Genomic DNA, 16,100 nt, shown 5'->3' with positions numbered 1-16,100 from the left:
AATAAAGAATTGATTTGAATTATGACAGACAGTATTAAAAAAGCTGCGCCAAGTAGCAATCCGCCAAGTAGCAATCCGCCAAGTAACAATGCGCGAAGTAATAATCCGCCAAGTAAAAATGCGCCTGTAAAAGGGGCTGCAGAGAGAAAAGCGCCAGCTAAAAAAGCAACTACAAAAAAAACGCCCACAAAAAAAGCGCCAGCTAAAAAGACAACAGCCAAAAAACCGGGTGTTAGACGTGTGAGTGCTAAAACCAAAGCGCCTTCGAAGTGGAAAAAGCTATGGTCATTCACTTGGAAAATTGGCCTAATCGGTTTGGTGGTCGTGTGCTCCTACGGCATATATCTAGATCAAATCATTGCGCGTAAATTTGAAGGACAAAAGTGGCACTTACCTGCACAAGTATTCAGCCGTTCAATGGCTATATATCCAGGAGCTGCCATTAACCACCCACAGTTGATGTCTGAGCTTAAATTGCTTGGCTATCGAAAAGTCGCTAATCCAAGACAAGTGGGTGAGTTTTCGGCATCCAGCACTAAAATTGAATTATGGCGTCGACCATTTTTACACCCAGAAGGCGATCAAGCTGCTCAAAGAGTGATGATTACCTTCGACAGTCAAGGTGTGTCATCAGTACAAAGAATGTCTGATAAACGTCAAATGGCAGTGTTTCATTTAGAGCCAGTATTGTTAGATCGGATCTTAGCGTCAGGCGGCGAAGATCGCTTATTTGTCCCAACTGAAGAAATGCCTCAAGCGATTGTTGATGCATTGATTTTGGTCGAAGATCGTAGCTTCTACGAGCATCACGGAGTAAATCCTTTTGCCATTGCCCGTGCGGCGATCGTTAATATAACCGCAGGTCGCACGGTTCAAGGTGGCTCGACTTTGACTCAACAACTGGCTAAAAACTTCTTTTTAACCAGTGAGCGCTCAATTGTACGTAAAATTCGTGAAGCGTTAATGGCGATTATTATTGATTTCCGCTATAGCAAAGATGAAATTCTTGAAGCTTATTTAAATGAAGTTTACATGGGCCAAGATAAGTCTCGTGGCGTCCATGGAATGGGGCTGGCATCGCAGTTCTATTTTGGTCGTCCGATTGCTGAATTAACCGTATCTCAACAGGCATTTTTGATCGCTGCCATTAAAGGGCCATCATATTACAATCCTTGGCGTTCACCTGAGCGAGCTCAAAACCGTAGAGACTTAGTGCTACGTTTATTAATGGAAGATGACAAGCTAACGGTTGAGCAATATAAAGCAGCTGTTGAATCGCCGATTGGATTACGTGACTTTAATAAGTCAGTGCACCAAAAGCTGCCGGCTTTCTTTGCTGTGGTAAAAAATGAATTACGTCGTCGTTATGGTGACAGTTTATTGCAACAATCTGGGGTGAAGGTCTACACCACGCTAGATCCTATGGCACAAGATGCTGCTGAAAAAGCGGTCGTGTCGACGATGAAGTCCTTAGATGAGCGTACTAAAAATGTTCAAGTCGGCATGGTGGTGACCGATAAGTACACCGACGGTATTGCGGCAATGGTAGGTGACAGAGTGCCAAGCTTTGACGGCTTTAATCGCGCGGTAGAAATCCGTCGTCCGATCGGCTCATTGGTGAAGCCATTTGTCTACGCCACAGCACTGCAACAAGGCAGCAAGTATAACTTGGCCTCACCAGTCGCTGATAAGCCTATAACACTACAAAATGGTCAGGGTAAAACGTGGTCGCCACAAAACGTGGATAAAGTCTTCAGAGATGAAGTGCCACTTTTAACCGCCTTTAAGAACTCAATGAATGTACCGACCGTGAATGTGGGGATTGAGATTGGGGTCGATAATGTGGCTAAGACCATGACGAGTGCAGGGTGGAGCGAGGCCATTCCACGTTACCCTTCAATGTTACTAGGGGCCATCAATGGCTCGCCGTATATGGTTGCGCAAGCTTATCAAACCATCGCGAATAATGGCCGTTATCGACCGCTAACTTCAATTACTGCCGTGCTAGATACCAATAATCAGCCACTAAAAGTAAGTCGTGAAAGAGCCACACAAGGCATGGAGCCAGCTACTGATTATTTGGTTCAGTACGCAATGAATCAAGTGGTTAAAAACGGCACCGCTAAACGACTCGGACAAACATTTCCAAATGTCGATTTAGCCGGTAAAACAGGAACCAGTAATGATAGTCGTGACTCGTGGTTTGCAGGCTTTGATGAACGTAATGTGGCTGCGATTTGGGTGGGGCAAGACGATAACTCTAAAACCGGTTTATATGGTTCAAGTGGCGCGATGGCAGTTTATCAAGCCTTCTTGAAGCAACGTCCTCCGTTAGGTTTGCGCATGACACCAGCTGATGGGATTACCCAAGGTTATTTTGACCGAACAACAGGCGTCGCCAAACAGTCTGATTGCGATAATGTGGTCGCAATACCAGCAAGAATTGATAGCTATCAGCCGATTGATAATTGTGGTGAAGAGCGTTCTTGGTGGCAAAAGATTATTAATTAGATTTAGTTAATTGTTTCAGAAACAAAAAGCTCATCATTGATGAGCTTTTTAATGTTCAAAACTCATTCCTAATGCTGGTTGGTATTAAGCCCTAAAAATAGGCTGAAGCATTTTTCTTAAGATGGGGAAATTAAATACCTTGAGACATAGAAAAGCCAGCTAAATTGCTGGCTTTTACACGGTATAACTAACGACAAATTTAGAACTTGTAGTTATAACCTAATGTGGCAGTTTGTGGCTTACCTGAGAAGATAGAGCCATGGATGCGCGTTGTCATGTAGGTTTCATCGAATAGGTTATCAACAGTTAAGTAGACTTCAGAAGCATCGTTAATGAAGTAACGCGCCGATAAATCAACAATGGTTTTATCTGCAATTAACTCAGCTGAAGGGATCGCATCTTGACCTGCTGTGGTGCGCATGTCTGAAGTGTAACGACCTGCAATGGTCAGCTGCCAAGATTCAGCTTGAACACCTGCTGAGATAAATAACTGGTTGTCAGGAAGATAAGGAAGTTCGTCACCTTTTTCTACATCACCCCAAGATTCAAAATCTGAACTAAAGCTGTTTTGGAATTCAGCACTGGTGTAGGTGTAAGCCATTTTTACTGGGAATGTTAATTCACCTGTTTGGTTAAATTCATAACCTAAGCTTAGTTCTAAACCTGTCACTTCTACTTCACCAGCGTTGTACTGATTGCCGATATTGTCATCGTCACAACCTTGAGCCGCAGTACAGTTACCGTGCATGTTGCTGTAGTCACTGTAGAATACAATGGCTTCTGAACTTAATGCGCCAGCGTTGTATCGAAGGCCTGCTTCGTAGTTCCAGCTTTCTTCTTCTTCGCCATCGTCATTACCAGGCGCTGAAGGTGCAAAACCTTTTTGAACACCGGCTAATACAATAAGATCATCAGTGATGTGGTATGTCGCGGCAACAGAAGGCAATAACACATCAAAGCTGTTGCTGATATCTTTATCTGGAGCACCTTCACGGCCAGGGTTTGCTTTACCCCAGTCACGGCGTTGAGTGGTTACATCTTCATAGCGAAGACCAGCAGTAATCGCTAAGTCACCTAATGTAATTTGGTCTTGAACATATAGGGCTAACGCTTCAGCACTGTCGATACGGTTTGAATCAGTACCCGGTGTTCCGCTGTCAGTCAGTGACATCACCTGGTTGTTGTTTAGCTCATAAGTATCAACCCATTGGTAACGATCCATCTCGTCTTCGTGGTAACGGGCACCAAACGAAAGCTCATGATCGCCTAATAACCAATTTAACTCAGTTTGAATACCTTGAGACAAGTATTCACGGTTGTTAGCTTTTACTTCAACATCAATTGGAGTCGCTGAAGTCGGATCGCGATCGAAATCCGCCGCTGCTTCAATTCCGCCACTGCTTAGGCTTTGACCATCAACTTTAGAGGTTTTGTACCAGTTACGAGCAAAATTATTGTAATAAGCCGTCGTGGCTAAGCTTACAGTGTCATTGAAATCAATAATGTGGTTCAACTGTATTTGTTTATGATCGGTTGTCATCACATCTTTTTGTGAAGCAGAGTAACGAGTGAAAGGACTATTATTGTAATCTTCTTCAGTTAATCCCATATAAGTTTCATTTGAAACTTCATCAGAATACTTCAGTTTAAGTTCAACACGTTGTTGGTATTTTGCATCATCACTACTGTTGATACTGATTTTTGCTAGAGCATCATTTTTAGTAAAGCCTGTGTCACCGCCCACACCGTTAATGTCACGGAAACCATCAGCTTGGTAACGGTAAACTTCCGCTACCGCACCTACGCGTTCACCCTGTCCACCAGCATGAGCATGTAATTTAGCAAATCCGTCTTGTCCAGCTGCAACATCAATCCCACCAGCTAATTCTTCTTGTGGAATTTGGCGTGAAATCATATTAACGATACCGCCAGTGGTGCGAGGACCGTATTTAAGGGTAGAACCACCTTTCATCACTTCTACAGTCTGCATTCTGCCGGAAGTCGGGAAATAATAAGCAGCAGGTGATGCATAAGGTGCTGGAGCGGCAAGTACGCCATCCTCCATGATCGTAATCTTTTCAGAACGATTTTGACCTGTACCGCGCATGCCAATGTTAGGGCGTAAACCGTAACCATCTTCTTCTTGAATATACACGCCAGGAACTGATGCTAACGTACGCATAATATCAGTGTACTTAAAATTCTCTATTTCAACGTCGTTAATAACGTGGGCACTACCTGGCACATTATTAACTGGGTTCGAACTACCAAAAATAGAGATTTGCTCCATAGTTGCGTTTGATTCATTTTCATCAGCGGTTGCTGCGAAAGTGGCTAGAAGTGCACTGGCTAGAATACTAATACGAAGGCTATTGCGCTGAGTCATGCTGTTCTCCAAAGACGACTTGTAAATAAAATGCAAATGGTAATTGTTTTTATTTGTATCTTGATTGTCGTGGATTTTACCGAAGTAAACCTTAAAATCAACATTTACTTGGTTATCATTAACAATTGCGCCGCTTTTGTGGTTTGAATTAACATAGGTGAGCTCTAGATCACACCTTGTATATGTGTTCATGATTAGAGTTTCGTTTTTTAAATGAGTCATCGGCTGAGTGTTTTAGGTTTTTTCTAGTACACTCGGTACAAATAAAAAAGCCCAGCTCGATGAGAGAGGGATTTCTTTCACGAAAATAAGAATGGATGTATATGTTTTTGTCACCGTATTATGCCAAGCAAGATCAAAGCGTGTTTATTTCAGCCCAGCAAGCAAGTGATTTTGCAAAGCTTGTCGCAGAAGACTTCAACCCTATCCATAATGTCGGCGCTAAACGTTTTTGTGTTCCAGGTGATTTGTTATTTGCCTTAGTGTTAACTGAGTTCGGTTTGAGTCAAAACATGCAGTTTAAATTTGCTGGCATGGTGGGCGATGGTATTGAGTTAAACCTTGATAACCAAGCGGGTGAGAACTTCAGTATTTGTGATACCAAAGGTAAAGAGTATTTACATATCGAGCGTCAAGGTGAAGTATGCCAGTGCGATATACAAACCGCCGCATTTATTAAAAGTTATGTGGCTTTTTCAGGGCTTAACTTTATTCACGTATTAGTGCCAATGATGAAGCAATACAACGTGATGATTAACCCAATGAGACCATTGGTTATCTATGAAAGTATGTCGTTTCATCTTGATAGTTTTGACTTCACTGAAATGAGTTTAGATCTCGTTGAACAGCATATGGACATTAACGGTAAGCGCGGTGATGTAACGCTGCAGTTCGAGTTAAAGAGTGAGGGTAAGGTTATTGGTACTGGGGTTAAAACATTAGTATTAAGTGGTTTGCGTGAATACAACGAAGAACAAGCCCAGCAAATGTGTCATACATACGAAAGCAGTAAATTAAGCTAATTCATTTGCTTTTAAAGTCTGTACTTGTAAGTTTTTGCTAAAATCTATAAAGAAAGCAGCGTATATCGCTGCTTTTTTGTGCCTAATCGATAGCATTATTCCATCGGTGAATAACGATATTCCATTTTTACACTAAGCTTTTGCTAGGATATGTTTGTTAATTGCATTAAGAGGCTGTAATAAGCGAAATCTTAAATAAGCGAAATAATGCAGATAAGTTTTCTCAAGTTTAAGGCACGCACATGAAAAAATTATTACTGATTTCACTGACTTTTTTAACTTTCTCAGCTAGCGCAAATATCATTTATGATAAAACTGGCGTTAATGATAAAGATTTTGTTTATGACGAACATCAGTGCATAGAAATGTCGCACCAAGTGCAGAAAAACAATAGCTCACGTGGTGTTTTGAGTAGTGCAGCTAAAGGCGCAGCTGTTGGCGCAGCTGGTACCGCTATCGCTGGTGGTTCAGGATCTGACGGCGCTAAGGTTGGTGCTGGTGTTGGCGTGGTATCGGGGTTGTTAGGTGGCGCGCGTGATAGAAGAGCTAATGAAGCTAATTATGAAGCCGAAAAAGAAACCGTTGTTCGTAATTGCATGGCTCACCGTGGCTATACCATTTTAAACTAAGTATGTTTTAAACAAGTTAGGTTTGAACCGATTAAAACCATGTCTTAAGGGCATGGTTTTTTTGTTTAAAGCTAGGCTTAAATTAAGGCTTAATTTATTGTGTTTGGCAATTTAAATCAGCTTGTTCGAATTGGCTAAAAGTAGCCTCACCTTGATGAGTCCAAAAACTGAAGTTTTGTCCTTGGTATTTAGCACCTGATGCAGAGCGGGTTAATAGCGCTAAGTTAGTGGCTTTAATGTAATTTGAGGTCGGCGTTATGGTCAGCATAGCTGCTGGTATGGCTGTTTCATTGTAAAAGTAAGCGGTAATTTTAGTCAGGGTACCGTTAGCATCTGAACCACATTTATATTGAATCGGCTCAGGAACTTCAAATTCACCAGCGGCAATTTGTAATTCAGTCAAACGTGTTTCATAAGAAGACTGCACACACTGTTTGATACCTGCAGCTTTCCAACAATCATCTCGCCCTTTAATCCAACCTCTTTGAAATGCTTTAAACGTCGGAATTTCGTCGCTACCTATTTGATTCAGGGCTTTCGTGTAAGTGTCAGACAATTGCACATCAAGCTTAGCCAATTGGCTGTCTTCACAAATCAATAATTCGACTTGTCCTTGGGCTTTGTTGCAATCGTAAGCCGGAGGCACGGTGTTAGTGGCAGGAGTGGTGGCAAAAGATGAAACTGCAAAAAACGCACTAGAAATAGTGAGTGTGGTGAATAGCGAAGCCTGAATACGCATAATTATCAACATCCTGTTCTAAATCTCTTATAGAACAAATCATAGCGTATTCAGATTTACTTAGTACAGTTTTTAAACGCTAACTTTCGATATTAAATCTAGGCTTTAGTACTTATGATATGACCTGCATTTCCAACAGGTTGCGGTTGAGGCTGAGCGGCTTCAATTAGCTGCATTGCCATTTGACCTTCCACCTTCTGCTGATTTTTAGCCATAACAGCGACTTTTAAACTACTGCCTGAATCGATATTAGTTGGCATTGATGAAGGAGAGTTAATAGATAAAGACATGAGTGCTCACTTATTAAATTATGGCTATTCAATACGACATGTAGATAGCTTAGACCTTTATCGGCTTGAGTATAAAATTCTTAAGCAAAAAACTCTTAAGCAAAACCCCTTAATCAAAAATAGTCATTAACTGCTTAAACGTAATAGCTTGTGCGCAATCAAAATATGCTAAGATGAGTGAACGCTTTTTAAAGCCTTTAATACTTTTTAAGTCCGCAAAAACTTTAAAATTAAGGAGTGATCATGAGTCAGGGTTTTGATCCCTTAGCACTAGAGAACCAAGTTTGTTTTGCCATGTATAGTGCCACTAATGCGCTTATTCGCGCTTATCGTCCTCTCTTGGATGAGCTGTCGTTAACCTATCCACAGTATTTAGTCATGATGGTACTTTGGAAAGAGTCGGGTATTAGCGTCAAAATCTTGGGTGAAAAATTGCATTTAGATTCTGGTACATTAACCCCGTTACTCAAGCGCCTAGAAACCAAAGGCTTAGTGATACGCGATCGCAATAAAGATGACGAGCGCGTGAGAGTATTGCATCTCACTGATGAAGGTAAGGCGTTACATGAACAAGCTAAGAAAGTGCCTGAATTAATACGTTGTAAGGTTGGTGGTGACAGTGAAGAGCTACGCCAATTAAAGCTGTTAAGTGAAAATGCCTTAAAGCATCTACAAGGATAAGCTAATTTACAACTTGTCATAAAAGTTAAATTAATTTGTCATATACTCAAAAGCTAACATAGCCCATCAATCTCAGCATTGGTTCGAGCATTGGTTCGAGCATTGGTTCGAGCATTGGTTCGAGCATTGGTTTGAGCATTGAATTGAGCGCTATAGTTTTGAGTACTGCCCTTTTGTAAAAGGAATTGGAAATAGGTTGATTATGTGGCAAATTTTTACCCGCTTTTTAGCATTAGGCTTTATCAGTTTTGGTGGCCCAGCTGCCCATATTGGTTACTTTAGACAGACTTTTGTCAATGAGCTGAATTGGCTTGATGACAAGCGTTACGGCAGTTTAGTGGCTTTAAGCCAATTTATGCCTGGCCCAGGTTCAAGCCAAGTGGGGTTTGCCATTGGTTATCACCGTGGAGGCTTATTAGGCGCAATTGCTGCATTTGTTGGCTTTACCTTACCTTCCTTTGTATTGCTGTTTCTTTTAGCCGTGACCAGCGCACACTGGCTTGAAACTTCTGCCGTCGGTGGCGTCATTCATGGGCTCAAATTATTAGCTGTAGTGGTGGTTGCTGATGCGACCCTAGGTATGTTTAGCCAATTCTGCCAACGAAAAACTGCGCGGACATTAATGGTGGCAACAGCAGCCAGTATCATGTTATTCCCTTCACTATTAACCCAAATTGTGGTGTTACTAATTGCTGCTATTATCGGCTTTGTTGTGCTCACTAAAGGGGAAAATATTACCCCTGAAAATACTCCGATTAAGCTTAATTTTGGTTGGCTTGCGGTGTTTATTCTTGGGCTACTCAGCAGTTTTTATTTGATTAATCAAACCGGCACATTAGGTCAAGTTTTTGCTCAGTTCTATCAAGTGGGCAGTTTGGTCTTTGGTGGCGGCCATGTGGTCCTGCCGTTACTTGAGGCTAATGTTGGCGAGTTAGTGGATTCTGATCGCTTCTTAACGGGTTATGCGTTAGCCCAAGCTGTGCCCGGTCCTATGTTCACCCTAGCAACATTCTTAGGGGCTGACTTGTGGTTAGAACAACCGATTCTAGGCGCTATAGTTGCAACACTTGCTATCTTCATTCCTGGTTTTTTATTGATGCTGGTGGGACTTAAAAGCTGGCATGCAATTAGTGAAAGACCGGCGATTTCAGGTGCGATAGCTGGCGTGAATGCCGCTGTAGTTGGCTTACTGTTAGCTGCACTTTATAGCCCAGTATTTACCTCAGCAGTGGTTGAACCCATTGATATGGCGTTAGTGTTAATCGGCTTTGCTGTGCTTAAAATTGCTAAACCTAATATTGTGTTATTAGTATTAGGTTTTGCGTTAACAGGTGCGCTGATTAGCTTGTTCTAGACGCTCGATTTTATTTCACAGTGACATTAAAAAGGCAGCTAATAGCTGCCTTTTTTGTGCTGATTAAGCCAACACCTCTTATGGTTAAGCTAATGCATGCTCATTAATATCCACTTCTTTAGGGCTGTTCAAGTGAGTGACTAACTCAGCTTTCACAGCACACACTTTAAATTCAGGGATTTTCGCCACAGGATCAATGGCGTTATTAGTGAGCTTATTGGCTGCAGCTTCAGCAAAATGGAATGGTAAAAACAACACCCCAGCTTGAGCGCGCTTAGTGACAAAGGCTGCGATTTCAATTTCGCCGCGACGAGTGGCAAGCTTAACCTTATCGCCATTGTTCACCCCTAGCTGCTCAGCATCAAATACCGACATCATCACTCTTGGTGTGCCTAACGTATCTAAACCTTGAGTTTTACGACTCAAGGTGCCGGTATGGAATTGCTCTAATAAGCGCCCCGTTGATAATACCAGTGGGTACTCTTCATCGGTGGTTTCTGCTGGACTGCGATGCTCAACGGCGGTAAATAAGCCTTTCCCTTTTATTGGACCAGCTTGATGTAATACTGAAGTTCCCGCATCTTGCTCACTTCTACATGGCCATTGAATGCCTTTGCTAGGTTTTCCGTGCTCATCATTATTGAGTCTATCCCAAGTGATACCTTGGTATTGCGGGGTGACTTGGTTTATCTCATTCGTGATGGCCTGCTCGTCAGCATAGTGCCAATTAGCACCCATTTTATTGGCGATAGCGTGAATGATTTTCCAGTCTTGCTCGGCTTCACCAGGCGGATTAAGCACAGGTTGCAGGCGCTGCACACGGCGTTCAGTATTGGTGAAGTGACCACGTTTTTCTGCAAATGAAGCTGCAGGTAGCACAATATCAGCCATTTGAGCGGTTTCAGTTAAGAAGATATCTTGCACCACTAAAAATGGAATTTTCTCTAATGCTTCGAGCACGTGGGCTTGGTCTGGATCGCTAAGAACCGGATTTTCTCCCATGACATACAAGGCATCCACTTCATCGTGTGTGATGGCATGCATCACTTCGGTGGCGGTTAAGCCAATGTTTGGCGACAGTGTGGTATTCCAGTGCTTTTCAAACTTAGCTTGCACCTCTGGGTTATCGACTTTTTGATAGCCAGTGTAGTACTGAGGCAACGCCCCCATATCACAAGCGCCTTGCACATTACTTTGACCGCGAAGTGGGTTAATACCCGCGCCAGATTGTCCTAAGTTACCACACAGCATTTGCAAGTTAGAAATGGCAGTAACATTGTCATGACCAGAAGTATGCTGGGTTATCCCCATGGCATAGTAAATCGCTGTTTTGTCTGCGGTGCCGATTAACTTAGCCATTTGGGCAATGTTGTCAGCGCTGATACCACAGACTTTGGCGGCATTTTCTAACGAATATTTAGGCTGCATTAACGTATAGATAACTGCATCAAAGCCTTCGGTGTGCTTGGCAATGTAATCTGTGTCGTGCCAGTTATTGCGGATGATTTCTGCCATTATCGCATTGATAAGTGCCACATCTGAGCCAGGCTTTTGCGCCACATATAATTCAGCTTCATCAGCAATTGAGACTCGTTTAGGATCGGCAACCATCAAACGTGCCCCATGATGACGAATGGCTTGCTTGATTTTAGAGGCAATAATTGGATGCGCGTTACAGGTGTCAGAGCCTAAAATGAAGATCAAATCAGAATCTTTAATGCCCGGAATATCCCCTGTCATCGCGCCACTACCTAAACTTTGCTGCAATGCTGATACTGTGCTGGCGTGACATAAACGGGCACAGTGATCGACGTTATTTGTGCCAAGTACAGTACGGACAAACTTTTGAATTAAAAAGTTATCTTCGTTGGTTGCCTTTGCCGACGCTAAGGTGGCAATGGCATCGCCGCCTTTATTGGCTTTTACCTGAGCGAATTTATCTGCAATGGTGTCGATGGCTTCATCCCAGGTACATGGAATAAGCTCGCCATTTTTGCGAATCAGCGGCGTGGTAAGGCGCTGCTCACTTTGAATAAAGTCATAACCAAATCGACCTTTAACGCACAACATGCCTTCGTTGACATCAGAATCGTTACTGCCTTCTACATGGCAAATTTTACCTGTCGATGGCGATACACTGACGTTAATTCGACAACCCACGCCGCAATAAGTACAGATGGTCGACGTGGTTTCAAGTTGTTCCTTGCTGCCTTGGCGTTTATCGCGGGCATCCACTAATGCACCAGTGGGGCACACTTGCACGCAGTTACCACACTGCACACAGTCGCTGTCTGCCATGGTGGCATTAAAGCCTACTCTTGGTGCTTGGCGCTCTTGTTGGCCGCAATTGTTGGATGTAGGCAGTGCTTGAAAGCTGTCTTTCTCAAAGCTAATCGCATTATGGCCACTTTGCTGGCCACAAATATCGACACACTTGCCACAACTGATGCAGCGGTTAGCATCAAATTGAATAAAGGGACTGGTCTTGTCCACCGCAAATTGTTGCATGCTGGTGGTATCGAGCGCTTTAGCATCCACATGATATTCAGTGGCGTAGTCTCGCAGTTTACAATCGGTATTGGCCTGACAGGCACACTCTAAACAGCGAGCGGCTTCTTTCATTGCCTCACTATGTTCAAAACCTTGTTCCACTTCATTAAAGTTAAGTTGGCGCTCAATGGCAGTGAGTTCAGCCATTTTGTAGCGAGCTTCAGGCTTGGTACTTGGGTAAAGCTCTGTACTTAGTGAAGCTGTTTTCGGGGCTTTAGTGGCATTAAACTGATGTGGTGTTAGCTCACAGCTCAAACCTTGATTGAGTAGTTTATCAATGGCAACCGCCGCTTTACGACCGTCACCAATGGCGGCAACTGCAGTGGCAGGGCCAGTGCGCGAATCACCAATCACAAATAGTTTATCAACCCCAGCTGACATGGTGTGTTCACAACCAATAAAGGTATTCCAACGGCTTAAGGCAATCTCACCACTGGTTAAGTAACTGTCTGGGTGTTCTAAAAAGCTCATATCTGGGGTTTGTGATACTGCGGCAATGACAGTATCAAAGGCTTCGATAAAGGTTTCGCCAGTCGCTTTAGGGGATCGTCTACCTGATGAGTCAGGCTCGCCTAATGCCATTTTAGCTAAGTTAATTGCTGTGACTTGACCATTTTCATCGCTGATGTTTTCAACTGGGTTAGTCAGAAAGTGAAACTTAACCCCTTCAACTTCAGCCTCGTGGATTTCATAAGGCTCAGCTGGCATGGCATCACGAGTACGGCGATAGATTAAGGTGACATCATGGCCAGCGCGTACTGCAGTGCGGGCACAATCGATCGCAGTATTACCGCCACCAATCACCGCCACTTTTTTACCTATAGTGAAGGTCTGCTCAGTGCGGTAATCACGTAAGTAATCAACGCCTAAGTAACAGCCTGTTAAGTCGCTACCTGGATAATTCATGGCCACGGCTTTTTGTGCGCCAATGGCTAAACAAACAGCATCATACTCATCGGTTAGCTGCTTTAAATGCACATCCTCACCAAGGCGGGTTTGAGTTTGGATCTCAAGACCATTTTCAGTCAGTAAGGCGATTTCTTTATCAAGGATTGCTTTAGGTAAACGGTATTCAGGAATGCCATAACGCAGCCAGCCACCAGCTTGGGGCATGGATTCAATAATGCGTACTTCATGGCCTTGATTTGATAAGAAATAACCTGCACTTAACCCCGCTGGGCCACTGCCGATGATGGCGACTTTTTTGCCTGTATCGGGTTTGCGTTCAATTTGGTAGCTGTGCTTATCAGCTAAATCAAGATCTGCTGCATGGCGCTTTAACTGACGGATAGCGACAGGCTCATCCACTAAACCTCGGCGACACTCCGCTTCACAAAAAGCAGGGCATACACGGCCAATAGATAAAGGCAGTGGCAAGGTTTGCTTGATAATTTTGACTGCTTCTGTGTGATTACCTTGGGCGATATGAAACAGGTAACTTTGAATATCAACACCAGCAGGGCAGGCTTGCTGACAGGGCGCTTCACAGTCAGCAAAATGATCAGACAAGATTTGGGTCAACGCTTCGCGGCGCAGCTCGCTCAGCTCAGCGGTTTGCGTGGTGACTTGCATGTTTTCAGCAACGGGCGTTTTACAAGCTTTTGCTTTACGGCAACTGCCATCGTTATTATTAATATCGACAACACAGAGGTTGCAGTCCTGTTTATGAGGCGTTTCTGCTGAGTTTGAATCGCATAAACTAGGGATAATGATGCCTGCTTCCTGTGCAGCTTGGAGAAGATTCCTTTCACTATCAACCGACACTAATTTGCCGTCTATTTGGAGTGTAATCATCTTGTAGGCCCTGATGGAGTTATTGTTGGCATTTAAAAAAGCCTTTATTAGTTCTACAAAATATACTGAATCAGATGGGAACAGAATGAAGTGGGGCGGCTGAAGGTTATTTTTGCAAACAGGTTCACGCTCAGTAATATTTTTGTGCACTAAACCGTTTTGTTGAACTGTTGAAGTTTGATCTTGATCGTTTTTGGCAAATACATGTTGAGCTGCATATTGAATGTCATTGGATTGCACGCTAGATGAATTATTAGGGCTCTATTGTTAAGCATTTTCTAATCTGTATCACATTAGCGCAATGTTTGTGATCAACTTGCGCTTAACGTTGTATTTTTGTAATAATTTTTAAGATCACATATATACTTTAAGAGTTTCCAACTTTATAGGTAAGTTATATGCTGCGTTTATCCCTTCGAAATAAGCTTCTCGCACTTTCTCTTATTCCTCTTTTTGTCATTCTCACCACAGTGTTAGTACTGTTTTATATTAGTGCGCAAGATTCGCTCAATAATGACATCAATGACTTTCGTCACGAGTTAGTGCTAGAACGCAAAAATCAGCTCAAAGAAGCTGTCGAAATTGCTCAAGGTGTTGTTGAGTATCAAATTAATTTAGGTCCCCAAGGTAACGTTAATCAAGCTTTAAGAGATCTGCGTTTTGGTAGTGCGGGTTACTTTTTTATCTATGATGATGCAGGCGTGAACGTGTTTCATGCGATGCTGCCCGAGCTTGAAGGGCAAAACAAAATTGATATGACCGACCCAAATGGTACAAAAATCATTGTGGGTTTATTGAATGCCGCTAAATCAGGCCAAGGTAATTTTTCATATTTCTATCAAAAGCCCAATACTCAAGGGTTAACTGAGAAACTCGGTTATGCAGTCATGATCCCAAATACTAATTGGATGCTGGGTTCGGGTGCTTATATTGATGACATTGAAGTTGTCATCGCCAAATTCGAAACCATGAAACAAGATGAAATGAGTAACAGTTTGATGTTCTTTTTACTGGTGACTTCAGTGTTGGGTGCGCTCACTGCTGCGGCGTTAGTGGTGGTGGCACATCGTATGGTACATCCGATACAAACCATGGCTAACTCGCTAAACGATATCGCTAATGGTGAAGGGGATTTAACTCAAAGGCTGGTGGTCGAAGGTCATGATGAAATTGCCCAATTAGGTTTAGCATTTAATTTATTTGTTGAAAAACTCCAAGCTATTATCACTGAAGTTTCAGGTGCGACCGACGAAGTGAAAGGCGCAGCTAAAACGATCAACGATCAAACTGTGACGATCTCAAATCAGCTTTATAGTCATAACAGCGAAGTTGATCAAATCGTTACTGCAATTACTGAAATGTCAGCCACTGCTAATGATGTGGCGCAAAACACTAATAGTGTGGCTGAAGCTACAGACGATGCAGCTGATTTTGTCTTAAAAGCGCAAGAATGTGTGGATGTGTCATTGAATGAAGTGTCGCAGTTAATGACTCAAATCGATAGCGCCGCTGACAACATTGAATCACTAAGTGAGCAGTCTAAGAAGATTAATTCCGTGTTATCTGTGATTGGTGGTATTGCGGAGCAAACTAATTTGCTGGCGTTAAATGCAGCCATTGAAGCAGCAAGAGCAGGCGAGCAAGGGCGCGGCTTTGCGGTCGTTGCTGATGAAGTGCGTAGCCTTGCTAGTCGAACCCAAGCCAGTACGGTTGAGATTAATGAAATGCTATCTGAGCTACATAAGTTAGTCAGTCAGGCGGTTGAAGCGATGGAGCAAAGCCAGAAAAGCGGCGTTCGTTCAGTGGATTCATCCAAAGCGATATCAGAAAGCTTGGGCGCGGTGACATCCTCTGTCACCAGCATTAATGATATGAGTACCCAAATTGCAACAGCGGCAACTGAGCAAAGCTCTGTGACCGAAGAGATCAATCGTAATATCAGTTCGGTGCAAGAAATCGTTAATGAACTGCTGTCATCTAGCCAGCAAGCGGCTGAAGTCAGTACTTCTGTTGCAAGCTCGGGAGATTACTTATCCACTTTGGTCAGCCAATTTAAGGTGTAAGTCCATTATTGAATTTGAAAGTCTTACAGTGAGTTAACTTCATTGTATTCACCGCGATAAAGAGCCATTCCAACGTTTGTT

10 protein-coding genes are annotated in these 16,100 nt (G+C 43.0%); 6 read left to right on the top strand and 4 right to left on the bottom strand.

What is annotated here, in order from left to right; all coding sequences use genetic code 11:
- Positions 1-21 precede the first annotated feature (21 nt).
- Positions 22-2,511 (top strand): penicillin-binding protein 1B, encoded by a 2,490-nt coding sequence (gene mrcB, locus L2735_RS04705; RefSeq protein WP_248983604.1) that lies wholly within the window; start codon positions 22-24, stop codon positions 2,509-2,511.
- A 199-nt stretch (positions 2,512-2,710) separates the two neighbouring features.
- On the opposite strand, the gene L2735_RS04700 is transcribed toward mrcB, so the two are convergent.
- A complete protein-coding gene (locus L2735_RS04700) occupies positions 2,711-4,897 on the bottom strand; it encodes a TonB-dependent receptor family protein (protein WP_248983603.1) in 2,187 nt (728 codons plus the stop codon).
- 323 nt (positions 4,898-5,220) lie between these two features.
- On the opposite strand from L2735_RS04700, the gene L2735_RS04695 reads away from it, so the two are divergent.
- A complete protein-coding gene (locus tag L2735_RS04695; protein ID WP_248983602.1) occupies positions 5,221-5,919 on the top strand; it encodes a DUF3581 domain-containing protein in 699 nt (232 codons plus the stop codon).
- A 242-nt stretch (positions 5,920-6,161) separates the two neighbouring features.
- Positions 6,162-6,548, top strand: coding sequence for a glycine zipper family protein (locus tag L2735_RS04690; RefSeq protein WP_248983601.1), 387 nt, complete (start codon positions 6,162-6,164; stop codon positions 6,546-6,548).
- A gap of 94 nt (positions 6,549-6,642) precedes the next feature.
- Here L2735_RS04690 and L2735_RS04685 read toward each other — a convergent pair whose 3' ends face one another.
- Both L2735_RS04685 and L2735_RS04680 read right to left on the bottom strand, forming a co-directional pair.
- On the bottom strand, positions 6,643-7,287 hold the full coding sequence (locus tag L2735_RS04685; RefSeq protein ID WP_248983600.1) for a lysozyme inhibitor LprI family protein: 645 nt from the start codon (positions 7,285-7,287) through the stop codon (positions 6,643-6,645).
- A 98-nt stretch (positions 7,288-7,385) separates the two neighbouring features.
- The gene (locus L2735_RS04680; RefSeq protein WP_248983599.1) at positions 7,386-7,577 is read right to left on the bottom strand and encodes a cytoplasmic protein; all 192 of its coding nucleotides are present in this window, start codon (positions 7,575-7,577) and stop codon (positions 7,386-7,388) included.
- A 243-nt stretch (positions 7,578-7,820) separates the two neighbouring features.
- Between L2735_RS04680 and ohrR the strand changes: the two genes are divergently transcribed.
- Positions 7,821-8,258, top strand: a complete 438-nt coding sequence (gene ohrR, locus L2735_RS04675) for a transcriptional regulator OhrR (protein ID WP_248983598.1) — start codon at positions 7,821-7,823, stop codon at positions 8,256-8,258.
- 202 nt (positions 8,259-8,460) lie between these two features.
- A complete protein-coding gene (chrA, locus tag L2735_RS04670) occupies positions 8,461-9,612 on the top strand; it encodes a chromate efflux transporter (protein ID WP_248983597.1) in 1,152 nt (383 codons plus the stop codon).
- A gap of 84 nt (positions 9,613-9,696) precedes the next feature.
- Here the strand turns inward: chrA and fdhF are convergent, their stop codons facing one another.
- Positions 9,697-13,956, bottom strand: coding sequence for a formate dehydrogenase subunit alpha (gene fdhF / locus L2735_RS04665; RefSeq protein ID WP_248983596.1), 4,260 nt, complete (start codon positions 13,954-13,956; stop codon positions 9,697-9,699).
- 398 nt (positions 13,957-14,354) lie between these two features.
- Here fdhF and L2735_RS04660 point away from each other — a divergent pair, with 398 nt between their 5' ends.
- Positions 14,355-16,019 (top strand): methyl-accepting chemotaxis protein, encoded by a 1,665-nt coding sequence (locus L2735_RS04660; RefSeq protein ID WP_248983595.1) that lies wholly within the window; start codon positions 14,355-14,357, stop codon positions 16,017-16,019.
- Positions 16,020-16,100 lie beyond the last annotated feature (81 nt).

Source organism: Shewanella olleyana (assembly GCF_023283825.1).
GTDB lineage: Bacteria > Pseudomonadota > Gammaproteobacteria > Enterobacterales > Shewanellaceae > Shewanella > Shewanella olleyana.
Note: the sequence above shows the minus strand (reverse complement) of the source record. Positions and strands in the feature narration are given on the sequence as shown.

Excerpts from the sequence above, each read along its gene's own strand:
- L2735_RS04690 (WP_248983601.1), top strand. The coding sequence starts at position 6,162 with ATGAAAAAATTATTACTGATTTCACTGACTTTTTTAACTTTCTCAGCT.
- L2735_RS04660 (WP_248983595.1), top strand. The coding sequence starts at position 14,355 with ATGCTGCGTTTATCCCTTCGAAATAAGCTTCTCGCACTTTCTCTTATT.
- L2735_RS04680 (WP_248983599.1), bottom strand. The coding sequence starts at position 7,577 with ATGTCTTTATCTATTAACTCTCCTTCATCAATGCCAACTAATATCGAT.
- L2735_RS04695 (WP_248983602.1), top strand. The coding sequence starts at position 5,221 with ATGTTTTTGTCACCGTATTATGCCAAGCAAGATCAAAGCGTGTTTATT.
- chrA (WP_248983597.1), top strand. The coding sequence starts at position 8,461 with ATGTGGCAAATTTTTACCCGCTTTTTAGCATTAGGCTTTATCAGTTTT.
- fdhF (WP_248983596.1), bottom strand. The coding sequence starts at position 13,956 with ATGATTACACTCCAAATAGACGGCAAATTAGTGTCGGTTGATAGTGAA.
- ohrR (WP_248983598.1), top strand. The coding sequence starts at position 7,821 with ATGAGTCAGGGTTTTGATCCCTTAGCACTAGAGAACCAAGTTTGTTTT.
- mrcB (WP_248983604.1), top strand. The coding sequence starts at position 22 with ATGACAGACAGTATTAAAAAAGCTGCGCCAAGTAGCAATCCGCCAAGT.
- L2735_RS04700 (WP_248983603.1), bottom strand. The coding sequence starts at position 4,897 with ATGACTCAGCGCAATAGCCTTCGTATTAGTATTCTAGCCAGTGCACTT.
- L2735_RS04685 (WP_248983600.1), bottom strand. The coding sequence starts at position 7,287 with ATGCGTATTCAGGCTTCGCTATTCACCACACTCACTATTTCTAGTGCG.